This window comes from Flavobacterium magnum (genome assembly GCF_003055625.1).
GTDB classification, from domain to species: domain Bacteria; phylum Bacteroidota; class Bacteroidia; order Flavobacteriales; family Flavobacteriaceae; genus Flavobacterium; species Flavobacterium magnum.
This window is the reverse complement of record NZ_CP028811.1, coordinates 2543541-2566526: the sequence shown is the minus strand read 5'-3', so window position 1 is coordinate 2566526 and position 22986 is coordinate 2543541. Positions and strand designations below refer to the sequence as shown.

The 22986-nt window shown below is 47.8% G+C and carries 20 protein-coding genes; 11 read left to right on the top strand and 9 right to left on the bottom strand.

The genetic code is table 11. The annotated features are described in order from the left end of the window. Positions 1 to 255 precede the first annotated feature (255 nt). From uvrA to HYN48_RS10810, 9 genes are all read left to right on the top strand, one after another. On the top strand, positions 256 to 3090 hold the full coding sequence (gene uvrA, locus HYN48_RS10850; RefSeq protein WP_108371609.1) for an excinuclease ABC subunit UvrA: 2835 nt from the start codon (positions 256 to 258) through the stop codon (positions 3088 to 3090). A 119-nt stretch (positions 3091 to 3209) separates the two neighbouring features. Continuing rightward, positions 3210 to 3938 carry an LOG family protein gene (locus HYN48_RS10845; RefSeq protein ID WP_108371606.1) on the top strand — a complete coding sequence of 243 codons (729 nt, stop codon included), beginning with the start codon at positions 3210 to 3212 and terminating at the stop codon, positions 3936 to 3938. Positions 3939 to 4078: 140 nt separating this feature from the next. Further along, positions 4079 to 6895: a gluzincin family metallopeptidase gene (locus HYN48_RS10840; RefSeq protein WP_342747841.1), complete on the top strand. Its 2817-nt coding sequence runs from the start codon at positions 4079 to 4081 to the stop codon at positions 6893 to 6895. 183 nt (positions 6896 to 7078) lie between these two features. Next, positions 7079 to 9484 carry an alpha-ketoacid dehydrogenase subunit alpha/beta gene (locus tag HYN48_RS10835; protein ID WP_108371604.1) on the top strand — a complete coding sequence of 802 codons (2406 nt, stop codon included), beginning with the start codon at positions 7079 to 7081 and terminating at the stop codon, positions 9482 to 9484. Between the two features lie 127 nt (positions 9485 to 9611). Beyond that, on the top strand, positions 9612 to 9890 hold the full coding sequence (locus tag HYN48_RS15295; RefSeq protein WP_181248462.1) for a hypothetical protein: 279 nt from the start codon (positions 9612 to 9614) through the stop codon (positions 9888 to 9890). Between the two features lie 88 nt (positions 9891 to 9978). Next, positions 9979 to 10662: a peptidoglycan DD-metalloendopeptidase family protein gene (locus HYN48_RS10825; protein WP_108371600.1), complete on the top strand. Its 684-nt coding sequence runs from the start codon at positions 9979 to 9981 to the stop codon at positions 10660 to 10662. Next, the gene (locus tag HYN48_RS10820; protein ID WP_108371598.1) at positions 10659 to 11114 is read left to right on the top strand and encodes a hypothetical protein; all 456 of its coding nucleotides are present in this window, start codon (positions 10659 to 10661) and stop codon (positions 11112 to 11114) included. The genes HYN48_RS10825 and HYN48_RS10820 overlap by 4 nt, the downstream gene beginning before the upstream one ends. 16 nt (positions 11115 to 11130) lie before the next feature. Then, a complete protein-coding gene (locus HYN48_RS10815) occupies positions 11131 to 11604 on the top strand; it encodes a nuclear transport factor 2 family protein (RefSeq protein ID WP_108371596.1) in 474 nt (157 codons plus the stop codon). After that, positions 11605 to 12672, top strand: coding sequence for a winged helix DNA-binding domain-containing protein (locus tag HYN48_RS10810; protein ID WP_108371594.1), 1068 nt, complete (start codon positions 11605 to 11607; stop codon positions 12670 to 12672). On the opposite strand, the gene HYN48_RS10805 is transcribed toward HYN48_RS10810, so the two are convergent. The 7 genes from HYN48_RS10805 to HYN48_RS10775 form a co-directional block, all read right to left on the bottom strand. Continuing rightward, entirely contained in the window at positions 12669 to 13706 is a 1038-nt protein-coding gene (locus tag HYN48_RS10805; RefSeq protein ID WP_108371592.1) for an o-succinylbenzoate synthase, read from the bottom strand. The two genes, HYN48_RS10810 and HYN48_RS10805, sit on opposite strands and share 4 nt — an antisense overlap. Continuing rightward, complete coding sequence (locus HYN48_RS10800; RefSeq protein ID WP_108373565.1) at positions 13707 to 14903, bottom strand: tetratricopeptide repeat protein; 1197 nt, start codon at positions 14901 to 14903, stop codon at positions 13707 to 13709. Positions 14904 to 15008: 105 nt separating this feature from the next. Then, positions 15009 to 15686: a metal-dependent hydrolase gene (locus tag HYN48_RS10795; RefSeq protein WP_108371590.1), complete on the bottom strand. Its 678-nt coding sequence runs from the start codon at positions 15684 to 15686 to the stop codon at positions 15009 to 15011. Between the two features lie 4 nt (positions 15687 to 15690). Continuing rightward, the gene (gene menA / locus HYN48_RS10790; protein ID WP_108371588.1) at positions 15691 to 16662 is read right to left on the bottom strand and encodes a 1,4-dihydroxy-2-naphthoate octaprenyltransferase; all 972 of its coding nucleotides are present in this window, start codon (positions 16660 to 16662) and stop codon (positions 15691 to 15693) included. Between the two features lie 99 nt (positions 16663 to 16761). Continuing rightward, entirely contained in the window at positions 16762 to 18273 is a 1512-nt protein-coding gene (locus tag HYN48_RS10785; protein ID WP_108371586.1) for a PH domain-containing protein, read from the bottom strand. After that, positions 18274 to 18789 (bottom strand): PH domain-containing protein, encoded by a 516-nt coding sequence (locus tag HYN48_RS10780; RefSeq protein ID WP_108371584.1) that lies wholly within the window; start codon positions 18787 to 18789, stop codon positions 18274 to 18276. A 42-nt stretch (positions 18790 to 18831) separates the two neighbouring features. Next, positions 18832 to 19674 (bottom strand): 1,4-dihydroxy-2-naphthoyl-CoA synthase, encoded by an 843-nt coding sequence (locus HYN48_RS10775; protein WP_181248461.1) that lies wholly within the window; start codon positions 19672 to 19674, stop codon positions 18832 to 18834. 70 nt (positions 19675 to 19744) lie between these two features. Between HYN48_RS10775 and HYN48_RS10770 the strand changes: the two genes are divergently transcribed. Both HYN48_RS10770 and HYN48_RS10765 read left to right on the top strand, forming a co-directional pair. Further along, a complete protein-coding gene (locus tag HYN48_RS10770) occupies positions 19745 to 20851 on the top strand; it encodes a C1 family peptidase (RefSeq protein WP_108371582.1) in 1107 nt (368 codons plus the stop codon). 44 nt (positions 20852 to 20895) lie between these two features. Then, on the top strand, positions 20896 to 21282 hold the full coding sequence (locus tag HYN48_RS10765) for a PH domain-containing protein (RefSeq protein ID WP_181248460.1): 387 nt from the start codon (positions 20896 to 20898) through the stop codon (positions 21280 to 21282). Here the strand turns inward: HYN48_RS10765 and ygiD are convergent. Beyond that, entirely contained in the window at positions 21279 to 22109 is an 831-nt protein-coding gene (gene ygiD / locus HYN48_RS10760) for a 4,5-DOPA-extradiol-dioxygenase (protein ID WP_108371577.1), read from the bottom strand. The two genes, HYN48_RS10765 and ygiD, sit on opposite strands and share 4 nt — an antisense overlap. Continuing rightward, positions 22109 to 22948, bottom strand: coding sequence for a CvfB family protein (locus HYN48_RS10755; RefSeq protein WP_108371575.1), 840 nt, complete (start codon positions 22946 to 22948; stop codon positions 22109 to 22111). Before HYN48_RS10755 ends, ygiD begins: the two co-directional genes overlap by 1 nt. Positions 22949 to 22986 lie beyond the last annotated feature (38 nt).

Here is a 22986-nt window from a genome sequence, read left to right as displayed (position 1 = left end):
TAAAGTTAATAAATGCGTCAACAGGGCCGTTGCGATTTGCACTGCAATTGTTGCAATTTTATGGCGGACATTTCCGGCTGTCCACTGTATCTTTTTTTAACCCTCCGGGATTAAAAAAAGGATGCCGTTCCCATCCGGGCCGCGGCACAGTTCGGATTGACGCCTTCCACAACGATTGCCGCAGGCTAAATATCAACTGCCGTTTATCATGTAATTTACACGGCTAATCCTTACCTTTGCATTTTGCTCAAAAATATGCCTGAAATTGAAAATTCCATTGAGGTACTCGGTGCCCGCGTACACAATCTTAAAAATATAGACGTCACCATCCCGCGCGAGCAACTCGTCGTGATCACCGGACTTTCGGGTTCCGGGAAGTCCTCGCTCGCGTTCGACACGATTTATGCCGAAGGACAGCGCCGTTACGTCGAGACATTCTCTGCTTATGCACGCCAGTTCCTGGGCGGACTCGAGCGGCCGGATGTCGATAAGATCGACGGATTGTCCCCCGTAATCGCCATCGAGCAGAAAACAACCAGTAAAAGTCCGCGGTCCACGGTAGGCACGATTACAGAGATTTATGACTTCCAGCGGCTGCTTTTTGCACGCGCCGGAGACGCCTACAGCTACAATACCGGCGAAAAAATGGTCAGTTACAGCGACGAGCAGATCAAAAACCTGATCCTCGAAAATTACGCAGGCAAACGCATCAACATCTTGGCACCCGTAATCCGCGCACGAAAAGGCCATTACGGCGAACTCTTCCAGCAGATTGCCAAGCAGGGCTTCCTGCGCGTGCGCATCGATGGCGAGCTTAAGGAAATCACGCCGGGCATGAAACTTGACCGCTACAAGGTACACGACATCGAAATGGTGATTGACCGCATGCTGGTAGAGGAAAATCCGGAGACTGACAAGCGCCTCAGCGAGAGCATCAATACCGCAATGTATCACGGCGACGATGTGCTGATGGTGCTCGACCAGGATGCAGGCAACGTCCGGTTCTTCAGCCGAAATCTGATGTGCCCGACAACGGGAATTTCATACCAGAATCCGGAACCAAACCTGTTTTCGTTCAATTCGCCCAAAGGGGCATGTGAACACTGCAACGGTCTGGGCACGGTCAACGAGATCAATATCAGGAAAATCATCCCCAATCCGCTAATCTCAATCAAGTCAGGCGGGTTACTCCCCCTGGGCGAATACAAGAACTCCTGGATTTTCAAGCAACTGGAAATCATCGGGGAAAAATTCGGTTTTAAGCTCACCGACCCTATTGAAAAAATTTCCGCTGATGCTATGGATGTAATCCTGAACGGCGGCAAGGATAAATTTGCGGTTTCCTCCAAAAGTCTGGGCGTGACCAAAGAATATAAGATCGAATTCGAAGGCATTTCGGCGTTCATCAAAAACCAATACGACGAGAGCGGATCCTCGACGATCCGCCGTTGGGCCAAGGATTTCATGGATGAGGTGAAATGCCCGGTTTGCGAAGGCTCGCGGCTGAAAAAAGAAGCTTTATATTTTAGGATCCATGGCAGGAATATCGCGGAATTATCTGAGATGGATATTTCGGATCTTACGGATTGGTTTAACAGTATCGACAAACACTTGTCGGAAAAACAAAAAATCATCGCCTCTGAGATCATCAAGGAAATCCGCGACCGACTGCATTTCCTGATGAATGTCGGATTGGATTACCTGTCGCTGAACCGCAGTTCCAAATCGCTTTCGGGCGGCGAAGCGCAGCGCATCAGGCTTGCCACGCAAATCGGATCGCAACTGGTGGGTGTGCTTTACATCCTCGACGAACCCAGCATCGGGTTGCACCAGCGCGACAATGAAAAACTGATCCGCTCGCTGGAACAGCTGCGCGATATCGGGAATTCTGTATTGGTTGTAGAACACGATAAGGACATGATCGAGCGCGCCGATTACGTGATCGACATCGGTCCCAAAGCCGGGAAATACGGCGGGAAGATCATCAGCCAGGGCACGCCTGCGCAATTGCTTAAAGAGCGCACGATGACGGCGAAGTACATGAACGGTGAAATGCAGATAGAAGTTCCGGAGAAGCGCCGGGCGGGAAATGGCAAATTCATGAAACTCAGCGGCGCATCGGGCAACAACCTTAAAAATGTTACGATTGAGCTGCCGCTGGGACAACTGATCTGCGTCACCGGGGTTTCGGGCAGCGGAAAATCCACGCTGATTAATGAGACACTATACCCGATCCTGAATGCGCACTACTTCAATGGTGTGAAAAAGCCGCAGCCTTACAAGAAAATGGAAGGCCTGGAACACATTGACAAAGTCATCGACATTGACCAAAGTCCGATTGGACGTACACCGCGCTCCAATCCGGCGACTTACACCGAGGTGTTTTCTGAAATCAGGAGCCTGTTCACAATGACACCTGAAGCGATGATCCGCGGTTACAAGGCCGGACGCTTCAGTTTTAACGTAAAAGGCGGGCGCTGTGAAACCTGTGAAGGATCAGGGGTTCGGACCATCGAAATGAATTTCCTGCCCGATGTCTATGTGGAATGCGAGACCTGCCAGGGTAAACGCTTTAACAGGGAAACACTCGAAATCCGTTACAAAGGCAAGTCGATCTCTGACGTACTGAATATGACAGTGGATGAAGCGGTGCCGTTTTTTGAAAACCTGCCGAAAATTTACAGGAAGATCAAGACGATACAGGATGTCGGATTGGGATACATTACATTGGGCCAGCAAAGCACGACACTGTCCGGTGGTGAAGCGCAGCGCATCAAACTGGCCGCCGAATTGTCAAAAAAAGATACCGGAAATACTTTCTACATCCTCGACGAACCCACAACGGGTTTGCATTTTGAAGACATCCGCGTGCTGATGGAAGTCATCAACAAGCTTGTAAACAAAGGGAACACCATCCTGATCATCGAACACAACATGGACGTAATCAAGCTCGCCGACTACATTATTGACATCGGGTATGAGGGCGGAAAAGGCGGCGGACAGGTGGTGGCAAAAGGTACGCCCGAGGAAGTGGCTAAAAATAAAAAAAGCTACACTGCGCAGTTTTTGAAGAAAGAACTCGCCAAATAATGACGATATTTGGCATCGACAGCGAAAAAGCGTTATATTGGCGCGGTTTAGTTACAACGACTGAGGAGGTCAATACAAACGGAATCGGCAACAGTTAGCTGCCGGATAAATATGAAGATATGAGATTAGAAGATTTTGACAATGATGAGGATAAGATCATCCAGGACCGCTTGAAGCAGAAAACCTGGAATGAGATCAGGACCAATGACAGCTGGGCAATCTTTAAGATTATGGCAGAATTTGTCAATGGTTACGAAACCATGGGACGAATCGGGCCCTGTGTATCTATTTTCGGATCGGCCAGGACCAAGCCGGATGAGCATTTTTATCTGCTTGCCGAAAAAATCGCGTTCCGCATCAGCAAAGCCGGCTACGGGGTGATCACGGGCGGCGGGCCCGGAATCATGGAAGCGGGCAACAAAGGCGCGCACCTGGGCGGCGGCACTTCTGTGGGACTCAACATCGAGCTGCCATTTGAACAGCATTACAATCCATACATCGACCGCGATAAGAATCTCAATTTCGATTATTTTTTCGTTCGCAAGGTCATGTTTGTAAAATATTCGCAGGGGTTTGTGGTCATGCCCGGCGGTTTTGGGACCCTGGATGAGATGTTCGAGGCCATCACGCTGATACAAACCAAAAAAGTGGCTAAATTCCCTGTGATCCTTGTGGGACGTGAGTTCTGGTCCGGACTGATGGACTGGGTGCGGGCCGTGTTGGTTGAAAAATATAAGACCGTCAGCCCTGGTGACATGGACCTGATCCGGATCGTGGACACCGAGGATGAGGTCGTGGAAGTTTTGGATAATTTCTACAAAAAATACACCCTGAGTCCGAACTTTTAAAAGTTACGTATATGCTTATAAACCGCAAAGTCCTTCGGGTTTTGTGGTTTCTTTTTTCTTAAGCAATTATTAAGCAACCCTGCGCAATAAGTCACGTCTGTAAGATGTTATTTTACGTGCGAACTTTTGAACATAGCCATTTGAAATCTTACTACCCGTTTTTTTTATTGCTTCTTACCTTATACGCGCCGGCAGCCACAGCGCAGCATTCCTCGGTGATTTCTGCTGTCCTCGATACCGAGACCAGGACGCTTTCGGTCACGCAGCAATTGGTTTACGTTAATGATTCAAACGACACCCTGCAAACCATCGTCCTGAATAACTGGATAGAAGCATACGCTTCAAAAGACACGCCACTTGCCAAACGCTTTTCTGACGAATTCATCAGAAGCTTCCACCTTGCCAAAAATAACGAGCGCGGCGGCACCGACAATCTTGAGATACACTTCAGCGGAACCGGCGCGGCAGCCGATTGGTTCACGATGAATGACCAGCCCGATCTTGTCGAAGTCAATCTGCCGAACCGGCTTCTGCCGGGCGAGAAAACGACGTTTGAAATGACCTATCTGATCAAGGTGCCCAGTGATAAATTTACCGGTTACGGCTACGGACCCGGAAAAAAGCTGTACCTGCGCAACTGTTTCCTGTCGCCTGCCCGGTTCGAGAACCATCACTTTGTCAAATACAGCAACAACAATTCTGATGACATGGCCAATGCGCCAACCGATTATGACGTTACAATCGCGACACTGCAGGATGTGAAATTGTTTTCTGACCTTGACGAGCAGGAATCAGGGAATCCGGTGCGCTTTGTCGGTAAAAAACGTAACGATTTTGTACTCTTTTCAAGTGACAGCCACGAGATGCGCACTTACAAAAACGATGTGACTGAAGTGGTCACCGATTTAAAGGACAACAACATCGACGAAATCCGGAAAGCGCTGCTCATTGACAAGATTGTCCATTACGTCGACAACAATATCGGGCGCTACCCTTATGAGAAAATCATGGTGACACAGGCGGATTATGAGCGCAACCCGTTTTATGGGCTCAACCAGCTTCCGGCCTTCATCAGCCCGTTTCCGAACGACTTCCTGTATGAGGTAAAATTCCTGAAAACCTACCTGAACAATTTCCTTAAAAACAGCCTGCGCGTCGATCCACGGGCTGACAATTGGATTTATGACGGATTCCAGGTGTATTTTATGATGAAGTACATTGACGAAAATTATCCGGGCATCAAGATGATGGGCCACGTGTCAAAACTCGGCCTGTTCAAGAGTTACAACCTGACTCAACTGGATTTCAATGGCCAATACAGCTATTTCTACATGCTTATGGCCCGTAAAAATCTGGATCAGCCGATTGGCGCGCCAAAAAACACTTTGATCAAATTCAATGAACAAATTGCCGGAAAATACCGTGCCGGGTTGAGCTTCCGTTACCTTGCCGATTACATCGGGAAGGACAATGTGGAAAAGAGCATCACTGCATTCTATTGCAAGAACCAAACCGTAAACAGGTCTGCACGGGATACCTTGGAAACCATACTTAAGGCTGCTACAGACAAGGACATCGATTGGTTTTTCAAGACGATTATCGACTCGCGTGAGATTGTCGACTATAAATTCGGCGAGGTGTCGAAAACAAAGGACAGCGTTACTTTTACCGTAAAAAATAAAACCGGCACCACGGTTCCGATCCCGGTTTACGGCGTGCGGAATAAGGAAATTGTTTTTAAGCGATGGCTCGAAGGCATCAGCACAGACAGTACTTTTACGATGCCCAGGGAATCCGCCACGAAATTGGTGCTGAATTATAATAATGAAGTGCCGGAATACAATTTGCGCAACAATTGGCGCTCGTTGAAAGACTTCAGGATCAGCAACCGCCCCATCAAATTTGTGTTTATGAAGGATCTCGAGGATCCTTACTACAACCAAATCCTGTACGTGCCTACCCTCACTTACAACCTTTATGACGGATTGTCCCCAGGCTTCCGGTTTCACAACAAGACCATCCTTGACAAACCTTTTGTTTTTGATGTGAATCCGATTTATTCGCCGAACAACCAGTCACTGGTAGGGAACTTCTCGTTTGCGGTCAACCAGAACAACCGTGACAGCAACCTGTTCGGAATGCGCTACCAGATCAATGGATCGTATTTTCATTATGCCCCTGAATCGGCATATTTCAAGCTCACGCCGATTGTGTTTATGAAATTCCGGGATCCGGACCTGCGCAGCAACCACAAACAAACGCTGGTGTTGCGCAACGTCATCGTCAAACGCAACAACCTGCCCGACACCGCCGACGACGAACTGCAGAATTACAGTGTCTTCAATGCGAAATTTATCGATGGAAATACGGAAGCCACGAAGCATTTTGGATACACGACCGACCTCCAACTCTCTAAATCTTTTGGTAAAGCGTCAGTTGATATGCAGTTCCGTAAACTATTCAACGACAACCGTCAAATCAGTTTGCGGTTGTATGCCGGGACGTTTCTGTACAATCGTACCGATGATGATTATTTCAGCTTCGGACTGGACCGTCCTACAGATTACCTTTTTGATTACGATTTTTACGGCCGCTCTGAAAAATCAGGTTTATTCAGCCAGCAGCTCATTATCGCTGAAGGCGGATTCAAATCAAAATTCGGAACGCCTTTCGCCAACCAGTGGATTACAACGGCCAACGTCGGTTTCAATATCTGGAATTGGGTTGAAGTCTATGGCGATGCGGGTTTTGTCAAAAATCGTTTCACGCAGCCTGAATTTTTATATGACAGCGGAATCCGGCTAAACCTGGTAACTGATTATTTTGAGCTTTATTTTCCGGTGTATTCAAGCAATGGTTGGGAAGTCGGCCAGCCGAACTACAACGAAAAAATCCGCTTTGTCGTAACGCTTGATCCGCGTTTGCTCGTGAATCTTTTTACAAGAAAATGGTTTTAAAAAGGCGGACATCCGGTAGTGTACGATTATTTCCCAATTATAACGTTTTCGCTGACTCAACATGCTTATTGACAGCAGGTTATTGCGATTGGTCGTAAACTTTACCCACTTTGCCACTTCGGCACTTTGTTACTTGTGCCGTTTTTCAGTAAATTTGCCGGATATATTCAATAATTCCCCGATATGGCACAGGCAGAAACCAATGCAGCTCTAACTTTCGAAGATTTCAAAACCGAAGTCATCAACGATTATAAAATTGCGGTCGTAAGCCGGGAATGCAGTCTTCTGGGAAGGCGTGAGGTGCTGACCGGCAAGGCTAAATTCGGGATTTTCGGTGACGGGAAGGAAGTGCCGCAGCTCGCGATGGCCAAGGCTTTTAAAAATGGGGATTTCCGGTCAGGCTATTATCGCGACCAGACTTTCATGATGGCTATCGGCGAGATGACCATAGAAAAGTTTTTCGCAGGCTTGTATGGCCATACCGACCTGAATTTTGATCCGATGTCTGCCGGAAGGCAGATGGGCGGACACTTTGCCACCCATTCGCTCGACGAAAACGGCAACTGGAAAAACCTGACGCTACAAAAGAATTCCAGCGCCGACATCTCCCCCACCGCGGCCCAGATGCCCAGATTGCTCGGTTTGGCGCAGGCGTCGAAGATCTACAGGAACGTCAGCGGGATCCATAATAAAACCAACTTCTCGATTAACGGAAACGAGGTAGCGTGGGGTACCATCGGGAACGCATCCACGTCTGAAGGGTTGTTTTTTGAAACCATCAATGCTGCCGGTGTCCTTCAGGTTCCTATGATCATGAGTGTTTGGGACGATGATTATGGAATTTCGGTCCACGCGCGCCACCAGACAACCAAAGAGAACATATCGGAAATCCTTAAAGGCTTCCAACGCGATGAACACGGCAACGGTTATGAGATTTTTAAGGTCAAAGGATGGGATTATGCCTCGCTGGTAGACACTTACCAAAAGGCTGCAAAAATCGCCCGTGAGGAGCATGTACCGGTGCTGATCCACGTTTACCAACTAACACAGCCACAGGGGCACTCCACTTCAGGTTCGCACGAGCGCTACAAAAATACTGAAAGGCTTGCCTGGGAAAGCGATTTTGATTGCGTTCGCCAGATGAGGCTTTGGATGATCGCCACCAATGTGGCCACGCCTGAGGAGCTCGACGCCCTGGAAAACGATGCCAGGAAGCAGGTGCTCGAAGGCAAAAAAACCGCATGGAACGCGTTCATCAACCCGATGAAAGCAGAGCAGTCCGAGTTGGTCGCCCTGTTGGAAAAGACTGCGGCTGCAAGCGACAATAAGGTTTTCATCGAAAAACATATTTCCGAAATCAAATCCATAAAAGAGCCGGGAAGAAAAGATCTCTTGAGTACGGCACGAAAAATCCTGCGCTTGGTGTCCAAGGAAAATAAGCATACGGCGCTTTCAAAATGGATTTCGGATTACACTGAAAAGATACAGCCGAACTTCAGTTCCCACCTGTTTTCCGCTTCCGATGCCAATGTTTTTTCGGTTCAGGAAGTTCCGCCCGCTTACAATGAAAATAACGAGGATGCGGACGGCCGCGTAATTTTAAGGGATAATTTCGACGCAATCTTTGCAAAATACCCTGAAACCTTGGTTTTCGGCGAAGATGCCGGAAATATTGGCGATGTAAACCAAGGATTGGAAGGCATGCAGGAAAAATACGGCGAGTTGCGTGTTGCTGATGCCGGGATACGCGAGGCAACAATACTCGGCCAGGGCATCGGGATGGCGATGCGCGGACTGCGCCCCATTGCCGAAATACAATACCTCGACTACCTGCTGTACGCGATCCAAATTATGAGCGATGACCTGGCGACACTGCAATTCCGCACCAAAGGCAGGCAGAAAGCCCCGCTGATCATCCGTACGCGCGGGCACCGCCTGGAAGGCATCTGGCATTCGGGGTCACCGATGGGAATGATCATCAATGCGATCCGTGGTATCCACGTTCTGGTACCCAGGAATATGACGAAGGCTGCCGGTTTTTACAACACATTACTGGAGACCGACGAACCTGCATTGGTTATTGAATGCCTTAATGGGTACAGACTTAAAGAAAAGATGCCAACAAACCTAGGGGAATTCAGGACACCAATCGGGGTCGTGGAGACGATACGCGAAGGCAGGGACATTACGATTGTTTCGTATGGATCCACTTTGAGGCTTATTGAACAGGCGGCCAAAGAATTGCAGGAGACGGGCATTGAGTGTGATATTATCGATGTACAATCGCTGCTGCCGTTTGACGTCAACAAAGATATTGTGAAAAGCCTGCAGAAAACAAACCGCCTGCTCGTGGTTGACGAGGATGTGCCCGGTGGCGCTTCAGCCTTCATCCTGCAACAGGTTTTGGAAGCACAGGACGGTTACCGCTTTCTGGACAGCAAACCGGAAACACTTACTGCAAAAGCACACAGGCCGGCTTACGGAACCGATGGGGACTATTTCTCAAAACCCTCGGTCGAGGACATTTACGAAAAGGCATATGCAATCATGAGTGAAAGCAAACCGGCACAATTTCCGGCGTTGTACTAGTTACTTTGTCACCGGCATTTAAATGATTTTTTTACAAGGCATGTGTTTTTTCGTTACCTTAAGGGTTGCAATAAAAAGCATTATAATAAGTTATTGCAGTAATTAACAATTTAAAAAACCTTAACGTATGAAAAAAGTAATCCTGATGGCTGCAATGATTTCGTCATTCGCCATCGTATCCTGTAAAAAAGATGCACCTGCCCCACCTCCGGCTCCTGAAGCGCCGGCTGAAGCTCCGGCACCACCGCCTCCTCCACCTACGCCTGAGGCTGCGCCAGAGAAAACCGAAGACGGTACCAGCGTAACGGTTGGGAAAAACGGTGTCGATGTACAGACCAAAACAGAAACAAAAAGCACGACTGTCGAGGTTAACAAAAAAGGTGCTGCCATCGAAGTCAAGAAATAGGAATTCTTAATTTAAAGTTATAATGCCAACATAAAAATTTTATGTTGGCATTTTTTATTTTAACTTTAAGGAACTAAACCAAACATCTATGACCGTTTTTGAAAATTTCCTTTATGATATACAGAGGGTGAAAGTGCTTGACAGTGACATCCATATCAGTAAGTATGTGGCGATCGACTTGTCAGAAAAGTTAACCGACCATTCCAGAAAGTTCCTCCAGGACCCCACTCATTTCCAATCCTTTATCGATGACTACCTGCACACCAACCAGGCGACCGTGGCCTATGGCGGGTACAACGAAAAACGTACATTGTACCACCATAATGCACTGTTCAACGATGACGAAAGCGCCGAACGCAATATCCATCTGGGTTTTGATTTCTGGGCGAAAGCAGGCACAAAGGTCATCGCGCCACTCGACGCCACAGTTCATAGTTTTGATTACAATGCGGGCGAAGGCGACTATGGTCCGACCATCATCCTGGAACATAAAATTGATGGACATCATTTCTACACACTTTACGGTCACCTGTCAACCGAAAGCATTGAAAATATTGAAATCGGCGACCAGATCGGGCGGAATGTGGCCTTTGCAACAATAGGCGACACGTCAGTGAACGGGAACTACGCACCCCACCTCCATTTCCAGATTATCCTTAATCTCGAAGACCATTTCGGCGATTATCCCGGAGTTTGTTCAGAAGACGATTTACCGCATTATTTAAAGAATTGTCCCGACCCTGAGTTGCTTTTTAAATTCGACGCGCCATGAGAACTTTGCTGATCGGGTGCCTGATCTGCCTGTCGTTACTGGCATGCAAGGTAAAAAAAAACGTCGCTAAATTTGTGAGGGTGGATCCTACTGAAGTCAATACAGCGTCGAAAAATCGGGCGTACGAATTGGGTAAGCGCATCCTCGTCAGCTGTAATACGTCTCGTTTTAAGCCATTCAACACCAGTGAAGCTACTGCTGAAATCATTAAAAACATCACACCTGAAAAAATCACCAAAACCTGCCAGAAGTTCCTCATAAAATATGGCAGGTTCCAGGACCTGAAGCTGGCTCAGGTGTTGCAGAACAGATCAAACAATTCGCTGATATTCCGTTACAAGGCCGATTACCAATGGAAACATACCGTGCGCGAACTGCGTGTGACGGTCAATTCGGACGGCAAAGTATCTGCAATTAAATCAGCCAATTGGACCGAAGACTACACACCATAAATCCTTTTTTCTAAAAATGAATCCCAACCAGCAGTTGATTGAAGAATTTTACGCAGCATTTGCAAGCCACAATCCTGATACGATGGCGAGCTGCTACCATCCCGATGTGACATTCCAGGACCCTGTATTTGGCCTGCTCAAAGGAAAGGATGTCAGCGATATGTGGCATATGCTGATTGCCCGCAGCAAAGGGCATCTCGATATTGGATTTTCCGAAATCAGGTCGGAAGGGCATGCCGGATCAGCAACCTGGATCGCGACCTACGTTTTCAGCAGCACCGGCCGAAACGTCGTGAATGTGATTCATGCGCGATTTGAATTCAGGGACGGGCTGATTTTTCGCCATACAGACCACTTTGATATCTGGAAATGGAGTCGGCAGGCACTTGGCATCAAGGGCTTACTGCTGGGATGGACGGGATTTCTTCAGAATAAAGTACAGCAACAGGCACTGCATTCGCTACGTAAATTTCAAACCGGAAACACGTAAATGAAGGCTTCGGACTTATTGGCTTTGCGCCTTTCGAGCCAGTTGCTGCAAACCGGGCATGAAAAGAATGTGCAGGAAGTTGTGCGTCACCTTGGGGCCATGCAGGCACAGGATTACGGCATGGCAAAATGGGCGATCGGAATGCGTAGCGGCGAGAGCGAAGCCGTTGTTGATGACGCCATCAATTCAGGTGCCATCCTGCGGACACACCTGTTGCGGCCGACCTGGCACTTTGTGGCTGCAGACGACATCCACTGGATGCTTGAACTCACTGCGCCGCAGATCCGCGTCCCTTTACTGTCGGCGTCAGCCAGACTCGGACTCGACGCAAAGGCGCTCCATAAATCCATAATAGTTATCGAACAATTGCTGTCAGTCCACAAATCGATGACACGCGAAGAGATTATGCAGGAATTGGTTAAACATCATGTGCCCGTCGACCATCTCAAGCCTGCCCACATTATGATGTTCGCGGAAATGGAACAACTGGTCTGCAATGGTCCGATGCGCGGCAGGCAATTCACTTATATGCTGCTGCAGGAACGCGTTGGCGAACCAACCGGCTTCACTAAGGAAAAAGCGTTACACGATTTGTCGCTGCGGTATTTTACGAGTCACGGTCCGGCGACACTCTCCGATTTTACATGGTGGTCGGGGTTGTCTGTTACAAATGCCAGGGTGGCTTTGGAATCGTCGAAGCAGCAGCTGGAGTCAACGGAAACAGGTGGGTCTGTTTACTGGTATCGTCCCCAATCAATCATGGCGATGAATGAAACCGTACATTTGTTGCCTGCGTTCGACGAATACCTGATCAGCTATAAAGACCGTATCGCCGCCATTGATTTGAAACACCAGCCTAAAGCATTTACAAAGAACGGGATTTTTAACCCGGTAATATTGATAAACGGAAAGGCCGCGGGCACATGGAAACGCAGTTTTAGGAAAAGTAAGGTGGTCTTTGAGTGCACTCCTTTCGCTGAATTCAATAAAAGGGCAAAGCGTTTGATTGAGATCAAGGCAGAAGAATATGCGGCCTTTATCGGATTAGATGCAGAAATCAGGTTTTAAGCCAGGTTGAACTGCTGCGGAACGTTATGATCGAACCAAAGCGCGCCACTCCGCACAGCAAGCGGCCCATCAAAATTGTTGGTGTAAAGCGCGCCCGTACCCAACCCCTGGGGCATGGGATTGCGCAGCGTGTAGGTCCATTGCGCAATTGCATTGAGTCCGATGTTGCTTTCCAACGCCGAGGTAATCCACCACCCTATTCCATATTTCCTGGCCAGCGCTATCCATTCGTTTGTCCCGCGAAACCCGCCGATGAAACTGGGTTTTAAAATGATGTATTGTGGCATGATGGCGCGAAGCAGGTTTTCTTTTTCCGAACGTGCCGTAACACCGATCAACTCTTCATCAAGTGCAATAGGCAAATCGCTGTTTTTGCACAGGGCTGCCATACTGTCAGTATTGTTTTTAGCAATAGGTTGTTCTATGCTATGTAATTTAAATTCAGACAGTTGATTTATTTTATATAAAGCGGAATCTAAGGAAAACGCTCCGTTGGCATCCACACGTATTTCCATCTGTTCAGCGGTGAAATTACTGCGGATAAAACGCAATAAATCGAGTTCCTTATTAAAATCAATCGCCCCGATCTTGAGCTTAATGCACCTAAAACCCGCTGCAATCTTCTCTTCGATCTGTGCTTTCATGAACGCTTCGTCACCCATCCATACCAACCCGTTAATCGGGATTGATTTTGTTCCTGCCGTGAATTCCGAACGGAATAAAATAAATGGATCTTGTGCTGCCAGTGACCGGAATGCCATCTCCACTCCAAATTGTATGGAAGGAAAGTCACGCAGTGATTCCCATAAAACCTCTTCACCCAATTGGATGTTGTCGCAAACCCATCGCAATTTTTGTTCATAATCCGGAACGTCGTCATAACTGAGTCCTCTCAGGATCCCGCATTCGCCAATACCTGTTTTGCCGTCACTTTCAATGACCAAAAACCAGGTTTCCTTTTCTGTCAGGATGCCACGTGAAGTACCGGATGGCACTTTAAACTGCAGTGGATAACGATAGTAGGATGCTTTCACTTAGCGAAACAGTTTTAAGATGCGTGCGAAATTTTCAGAATCGATTCCGGCCGACCTGAAGTCATTGAAATCGCTGTTCGTCTTGTCTTTCCAGCTCAGCGACGCCGTCACATTTTGCAGCATGTATTTGCGGTGCAGCGTCTTCGCAGCCTGAAAGTCATCGTTCAACAAATAGGCATGTGCGAGATTGAGCTTGATGAGCAATTCGGAGTTGTCCAGTTTCTCACCTTCCTTAAACGCCCTGATGGCTTTCTCGAATTGCCTGGAATACAGGTAATATTGCCCAATGGCGTTGTAATCGAGTGCCTTTGCTGTGCCCCTGTCAATGATCCCGGCCTGCAACAGCCTGATGGCCTCGTTGTATTTTCTGTTTTTAAAATGTCTGGCTGCATCAGTGCGGATGTTGGCCTGGATGGCGAGATTGTCTTCCGACCTGGAAAGGCACGAATTGCCAAAGTCCTTGAAAATCTTCGTCTTCTCGACCGCGAGCAGTTTGGCATATTGGTTGTAAGTGTATTTTTGCTGGATCTTATCCAAAATACAAACGCAGTAGTCGTCAGGCGAAAGCATCAATTCGGCGATATCCGAAGTTTTACTGATGGCAAGGATTGATTTACGGTTTTCGACGGTCCAGCCGCGGTTCAGGTTCCGGTCGACCCAGGGCACCACTTCAAGCACGATCTTGCTTTTCATGATCCAGTTTTTGCTTTCAAAACCAAACCACATCGCATCACTGCCGAAGCAACCGCTTTTGTCAATGGAAAGCCGCTTGGCATCCTTGCTCAACGGTTCTCCCTGCTTCCAGCAGGATTTATCGGTCTTGCCTTCCTTGACGTAAGCCGATGCGTTCTTTTCAGACGAAAAGACCGCGTAAGTGCATTTGTCATCGCCTGAAACCTTAGACATCAGGAACACGGCGCCCGCTGAACCCTGGCTGATTCCTGTCGGGTCCGGAATGGATTTGAGTACCGACACCAGGCTGTTGGCCATCTGCTGGTTGTCATCGAGCAGTGTAATCCGAAAAACGACCTCAGTGGTGCCCGTCGGAAAATCCTCGGTACGCACAACAATACGGTCACCTGCGGCCAGCTTGATTTCTTTCGTCGTGGCGCGGTCTTTGTCCCAATACCCTTCCGGCTGTGCGAAAATCCACTGGCTAAAGGCAAGGAGGAAGAAAATAATGTTTTTAGTCGTCATATCATTTGAGAACGGAACCCCTAGCCCGGATGGCAGCGGCATCCTTTTGCCGGCGGCTTTAGCCGGGAAAAGATACAGCGGACAGCCGGATCAGCTCCTGAAAAATTAGAGGTCAATGGAAGCGCCGATGTCCAGCAGCATCAGGTCTTTGCCCTTGTCAAAGAACTGTCGAATCGCCTTTTCCCGGTTGATGATGATGTATCCGAAAGTGTCGTAATGCACACCCAGGACTTTGTCGCATTGTACGAAATCTGAGGCGATGATTGCATCCTCGACGTCCATCGTAAAGTTGTCGCCGATCGGCAGTATGGCCAGGTCAAGTTTGGTACGCAGCGGAATCAGTTTCATATCCATCGTCAGGGCGGTATCGCCGGCGATGTAAATATTCTTATGCTCGCCTTCGATGACAAAACCGCCAGGGTTTCCGCCGTATGCCATATCAGGGAACTGGCTCGAATGGATTGCATTCACATATTTTACCTTGCCGAAATCGAACTGCTTACTGCCGCCATGGTTTAACGGGTGCGTCTTAAAGCCCTTGCCTTCATAATAAGCCGCAATTTCCGCATTGGAAACAATGACCGCGCCGGTGCGGCTTGCGATGGCTTCTACGTCGAGTATGTGGTCGCCATGCGCGTGTGTCAGCAGGATATAGTCGGCCGGAAGCGAATGGATGTCGATCTGCGATGCCTTGTCGTTCGCCGAAATGTAAGGGTCGACGAGGATGTTTTTGCCGCTGACCGCGATGCCCAGCGATGCGTGTCCGTAAAATGTAATTTTCATATGGTTAATTTTGTTGTGTGAAATATAGGTAAATCTGCAGCAAGATGTCCGTAAAGAAATAAATCATCGAAAGCGCGAGCAGCACAGACATGGCGAAAGTGCCCAGCGCCAGCTTCTTGAGCTCGGGGTCGAGCTTTTTCGGATCCTTGTTTTTAGCTACGGTCACCAGGTGCCGGATAATGGGAATGTAAGCCAACAGGAACACGTAAATATCAGGATTAAATTCTCCCGGATTCGCATCCTTGTACAAATCGAAGCAGATCGCAAAAACGAGCGTTAAAACCATGGCTGAAACCAATAAAAAGTAGTGGTAGACTTTGGCCTTGGCGCCGCCAATTTTCACGACAATGGTGTTTTTATTCGATTTGCGGTCGGATGCCTCATCGCGCATGTTGTTCAGGTTCAATACTCCTGTACTCAGGAAGCCGATGGCCGTCGCGGGTAAAATCAGCAGCGGATCAATGGTTTTTAAAACCATGAAGCTGACCCCTATCGTGCTCACCAGCCCGAAGAAAATAAACACAAATACATCGCCGTATCCGCGATAACCATAGGCCGTATCGCCCACAGTGTAACGGATGGCAGAGAAAATCGCCAAAATCCCGAGCACCAGGTAGAACAGCGAGTACGTAATGTTCGTATCGCGGAACGCCACATAAATCAGGCTCACGGCAGAGCAAAGCGTGAGCACCGATGTGATCATGATCGCCTTTTTCATTGCCTGTGGAGAAATCACGCCGCTTTGTATGGCGCGCTTCGGCCCGACGCGCTCGTCGTTGTCGGTGCCTTTTATGCCATCGCCGTAGTCGTTGGCAAAATTGGACAAAATCTGCAGCAGCAGCGTGGTACTGAGTGCCGAAATGACAATCTTCCAGTTAAAGATGGATTGCGACATCGCATAAAAACTTCCGACGATGATTCCTGATACGGAAAGTGGCAATGTCCTGACCCTTGCGGCTTCGACCCAATGTTTCATTGTAATTGATGGTTGATAATCGACAATGGACGATTTCGTCCGAAAATCAATTGTGTAAATAATTTGTTTGTTGTTGATAATTTTCCATTCGCGTTTATATTACATCCAGTTGCTGTCGGACGTTTCCAGGCCATAGAGCCACAGATTGGCGTAATCCTTTATGACGTCGAAATTTCCGAGCTGGAAGCTGATATTCCCGCCTGCAGTATGCAGCGTCACTGAGCCGATGTTCAGGTTTTTGTGCCAGAACAGTTGCGAAGTCGTCACGGCCTGTATTTTCTGCGGCTCGATGATTTCATGGCTGATGTCCCACGCGCCGCTTTGCTTTATGATAAAATCGTTATGGATGAAAAGGCGGGCATTCCTGAACTTATAATATTGCAGCAATGCCAGCAGTACGATGTAAATGCCGACAAAGTAATACAGATTGTCGTTTTCGGTCCTGCTGTAATTCTTGATCATGAAAAATCCGGCAACGGGAATGACGATCGTCAGGAAAATTGAAAATACAAGTTTGCGCCAGTTGGGCACAAGCGCGAGGCCTTTCTGCGGAAGCGCATGAAACAGCAATTTTAAAATGGCATCGCGTTCTGCGGCGTTGCAACCCGGAATTTCGATTGCGGTATTTTTTTCGCCCCGCAGTCCGCCCGTGGCCTGCCTGACGCGCATTTGCAGCACACCCATTTTCTTCTGGAAGTAATTTTGTGTGACCACGGCGATCTGTACTTTTTCAGGTTTAATGATCGTGCTTTTTGTGTTCAGTAAACCAAACGAAAGCAGCAGTGAGCCCTGTTGCTTCATGATCGTATAGTCAAAATAACGCAATACCATCCGGAAAACGTTTACTACGATAATGACGGCGAAAATCAGCAACGTCACGACAAGGATTAATTCTATTATGGTGAATTGGGACGCGTAACTGTCGATGCGGTCGGTGTCAATCCCATCGCCGTCGTAAACCTGCCGGATGTTTTCGTAGGTCGAAAAGAAAAACGCCAGCAGCAGGAAAAAGCTCTTCACGTAATTGGACGTAAATCCCATTTTCAGCAGGCTTTTGAAACTGATTTTTACGAATGGTGAGGCGGTTTCCGTGTGGTCATTTTCAACATGCAAAGGTGCTTCGGCGAACTCCGGCGACAGTGGTTTGTTGAAATTGTGCGCCAATAGTCGGGATTTCAGATCGGTGGCAATGCCATGCGACACGGCTTTGATTACGACTTCTTCTTTTGAAGATCCGGCCGTATCTACATCGAGTGAAAAGACGCCGATGATTTTCTGGATCAGTGACTGTTTGATATTGACCTGCTGGATCTTATTGAGGTTGATTGTCGTGCGCGACTTGTTCAGTACGCCTTCGGTGATGACGAATTCCTCATTCTCGTCGTCGAGAAAAAAAGTAAAATTAAGGTACTTCAGCCAGGCTATGACGCCAATAGCCACGACAATGAGCAGCAAGGCGGCCCCGACATAGAGCAGAGACACTTTGGGCTTTAAAATGAAGATGGCGAGCATCGGCCACATCGCCTTGATCAAATGGCGCATCGTATCGAAGAACATGACGATAATCCCGACTACGGATTGCCTTTGCGGCTGACTGAAATCAGGTTTCATTTACAGTGTTTTTTGGATTTTGCCCATCAGGAGCTGTTTGATGTTCTCTGCTTCGGATTTTGCGATACCCGGAATCCCAATGTCGCTGGATGCGCCTCCGGCAGTGAAAATCTCGACTTCGGCCAATCCAAAAATCCGGGAAACAAAGCCTTCATGTAAGGACACATGTTGCACTCTGTTGTAAGGGATTACGATCGTATTGGTAGCGATAACGCCGCGTCGGTAAATTACATCATGCTCGCGGAATGCGTACGCTTTTTTCTTAAAACCGAGACGCAGGAACAACAGCAGGAGCGCCGTAAAAACGACATAACCCACGCTGATTTCCATCTGGTATTCGACCCATTCTTCAATATTGTACGAAGCGAAACCCAATGCAATCCCGACGATGATCATTACAATCAGCGTGTTGATCAGCAGTGCTTTCCAGTAAAACCGGTGCAGTTTCGTCATTTCAACGGCCTCAAACCTCGGAAGCTGTTTGGTATCAATCGTATCATTTGTAAAGTTTTCCATAATCGCGACTACGCTTAACTTCTTATTTTGCTTGAACTCTATTTACGGCAACCATTTGTTTTTGCCAAAATCGGGCTTGCGCTTTTCAAGAAACGCATTGCGGCCTTCCTTCGCTTCTTCGGTCATGTACGCGAGACGCGTCGCTTCACCCGCAAATACCTGCTGGCCGACCATACCGTCATCAGTGAGGTTCATCGCAAATTTGAGCATTTTTATCGATGTAGGTGATTTCTGCAGGATTTCCTGCGCCCACGCATACGCCGTATCTTCCAATTCGGCATGGGGAATTACGGCATTTACCATTCCCATTTCGAAAGCTTCCTGCGCCGAATAATTGCGCCCGAGGAAGAATATTTCGCGGGCCTTCTTCTGCCCTACCATCTTTGCCAAATATGCAGAGCCATAGCCGCCGTCAAAACTGGTCACATCGGCGTCAGTCTGTTTGAAGATCGCGTGTTCCTTACTCGCCAGTGTCATGTCGCAAACCACATGCAGGCTGTGCCCGCCACCGACTGCCCAGCCGGGAACAACGGCAATTACGACTTTCGGCATAAAGCGGATCAGGCGCTGTACCTCCAGGATATTCAACCGATGTTGTCCGTCCTCGCCTACATAACCCTGATGTCCACGGGTGCTCTGGTCACCGCCGCTGCAGAAAGCGTATACGCCGTCTTTCGTGGAAGGGCCTTCGGCAGAAAGAAGCACTACGCCAATCGACGTATCTTCCTGCGCATCGTAAAAAGCCTGATATAATTCGCTGGTGGTTTTCGGTCGGAAAGCGTTCCTTACGTTCGGGCGGTTGAACGCGATACGCGCCACGCCATTGGATTTCTTATACGTGATGTCCTCAAAATCTTTAACAGTTTCCCACTGTATGTGATTCATATTTGTATTATTTTAGCGTAAAAATAAACCATTTTTCAGACTTACATAAACAAAAACCCACTTAAATAAAATGAAAAAAAGCATTTTAAGCCTTGCGCTGGTGTCGATAGGATTTTACGGCTACGGCCAGGCGTATGAATTTCAAACTGTTAAAGATATTGAGGCGACGCCCGTCATTTCGCAAGACCAGACCGGCACCTGCTGGAGCTTCTCCACTACCTCATTCCTTGAAGCTGAAATCATCCGTATGACAGGGAAACCGGTCGACCTATCGGAAATGTTCAATGTACGCCATACCTACGATAAAAAGGCCTGGACGTACGTGATGCGTCAGGGACATGCGCAGTTCGGCGAGGGCGGACTGGCTCATGATGTGATCAACAGCGCCAGGGATTTCGGTCTGGTTCCCGAAGAAGCGTACACGGGACTCACAGGAAATGCAACAAAATACAATCATAGCAAAATGGTCGCCGAACTCGAGAAAATGCTCAAGGGCTATGCCGATCCCGGCAAAAAACTGTCTCCCGAATGGAAGAATGAAGTAAAGAAAGTGCTTGATGAGACTTTGGGTAAAACCGTCACTGAGTTTAACTATCAGGGAAAAATGTACACACCGAAAAGTTTCCTCGCAATGACCAAACTCAGGCTCGAGGATTACGTGACCATCTCTTCCTACATTAACGAGCCTTATTACAAACCGTTTATACTTGATATCCCCGATAATTTTTCAAATGGCAGTTTTTACAATATGCCGTTGGATGAATTCATGCAGAATATCGACAATGCGATAGATAAAGGTTACACACTGGCAGTGGATATTGATGTCTCCGAGGACACTTTTTCGGCAGAAAAGCAACTGGCCGTGATTCCTGACAACGACGCCGACAAGAAAGCAATCCTGACCGAAATCAAGCCCGAAAAACAGGTTACACCCGATTTCCGTCAGGCCGAATTCGAAAATTTTGACACCACTGATGATCATTTGATGCACATCGTTGGGAAAGTCAAAGACCAGAAGGGCAATATGTACTACAAGGTTAAGAATTCATGGGGAAGCAAAGGACCTCATTCCGGCTTTGTTTATATGAGCGTTCCTTACGTACGCCTGAAAGCGATCTCAGTTTTGGTCCACAAAGAGGGCCTGCTTAAGAAAACCAAAAAAGAACTGGGCGTGTAATGACTGTTTTTCGTTCTGCTAAAAGTACCGCAACAATGATTGTTATGGGGGTATTGGTAATTGCATTGCCAATACCCATAATTTTTGCTGCATTTGAGGAAGAATTTGGGTCAATAATAGTCCCGTTTATCATTGTCGTTCTGATTGAAGCGTTTTTTATCTCGATGGTCTTGGATACAAAATATATCGTTGACGGGGAGATTTTATTTTATCGTTCCGGCCCGATCAGAGGAAAGATTGACATTTCAAAAATCAGGAAGATCGAAGAGAATAATTCGTTTGTAAAATACAGTACATTCAAACCCGGATTAAGCAACAGGGGATTTGTAATACATTTCAATACGTTCGACGATATTTTCATTTCGCCTGAAAACAAAGAAGCATTCGTAACATTACTATTGCAGATAAATCCCGGGATCCAGGTTTGTTAACCCCATTTCACCGACGTCATCGTCAGGGAACCACCAACGGCCTTGTCATTAAAAAAACGGATGTCGTCACCATTTTGCTGTAACGCCATCGCATACAGCAGCGGGTAATAATGATCCGGAGTCGGAATGGCAAGTTTCGCCGCAGCATGCAGTTTTTCATAATTGACCAACGCTGATGCCTCGCCGTTTCGAATCTTTTCCTTAAATACCGAATTCATCTCCAAAGCCCAATCGAAGCCATATTCGGGCTCAGTCAATTTGTCCCAGGCGACCATCCTTAAATTGTGGACCATATTGCCGCTGCCAATGATCAACACGCCTTTGTTGCGAAGCGAAGCCAATTGCTTTGCCAGCTCAAAGTGGTATCCTGCGGGCCTCGCATAATCGATGCTCAACTGCAGCACGGGAATGTCAGCATCAGGATACATATGCCGCACAACGGTCCAGGTGCCATGGTCTAACCCCCAGTCGTGGTCAAGACCTATATCGGTCATGGCAATAAGTGTTTTTGTGGCCTCCGCCAGAGCTGGCTCACCGGGCGCCGGGTACTGCACTTCAAACAGTTCTTTCGGGAATCCGCCAAAATCGTGGATGGTCCTCGGATTTGGCATCGCGGTAATGTGCGTGCCCCTCGTAAGCCAATGCGCTGAAATCACCAGCACGGCTTTAGGATTGGGGATATCCCTGCCCATTTTGGCCCAGCTTTCTGAAAACGCGTTGTGTTCAATCCCGTTCATCGGTGAGCCGTGGCCGATAAACAGTACCGGATGGCGGCCTTCGCAGTAACCCAGATCCTGCGTCCAGTTATGGAATTGGTGTAGTGACATTACAATAGGTAAATGCCGTCTTCCTTGATGTCAATCAATTTTTGCTTGTATAACGCTCCGATCGATTGCTTGAAGGTTTTCTTGCTCATTTGCAAAACGGTCTTGATATCTTCAGGGTCGCTACTGTCATTCAATCGCAGGAAACCGCCTCGGCTCGCTTTGAGTTCGTCAAGGATTTTCTGCGCGTTCGACTCGATTTTCTCATAACCGGGTTTCTCCAGTGACACGTCGATTTTGTTATCAGGACGTATTAATTTGATGTATCCGATTGCATGATCGCCGGTACGCACCCCTTCTTCAAAAACCTCGTTCTTATACAGCAGCCCCTTATGTTTTTCATTGATGATGACATTGATGCCAAGATCAGTAATGTGCGATACAATCAGGTTCACTTCATCGCCCACGGCAACTGTAAGGGTTTCATTGCTCAGGAATTGATTGATTTTACTTGACGCTACCAGTCGGTTGGTTTTGTCGTCGAGGTACAAGTGTACGAGATAGCGTTTCCCTTTTTCCATCGGGCGGGCCTGCTCCCTGAACGGCACCAGGATGTCCTTCTCCAACCCCCAATCGAGGAATGCGCCGGTTTTATTGACATAACTGACACGCAACAAGGCAAACTCATGAAGCGTAATATAGGGCTCCAATGTGGTCGCAACAGGGCGCTGCTCATGGTCAAGGTATACAAAAACCGCTATCATGTCCCCTATTTCGTATTGTTCAGGCACGTACTTGTTCGGGAGCAGTATGCCTTCGGCGTCAGCATTTTCGCCTAAAAACAAGCCCACTTTGGTGCTCCTTAAGATTTGAAGTGTGTTGTATTTTCCTATCTCGATCATCATGGTAAAATCAGATTGCGAAGTTACGAAGTTGCTTT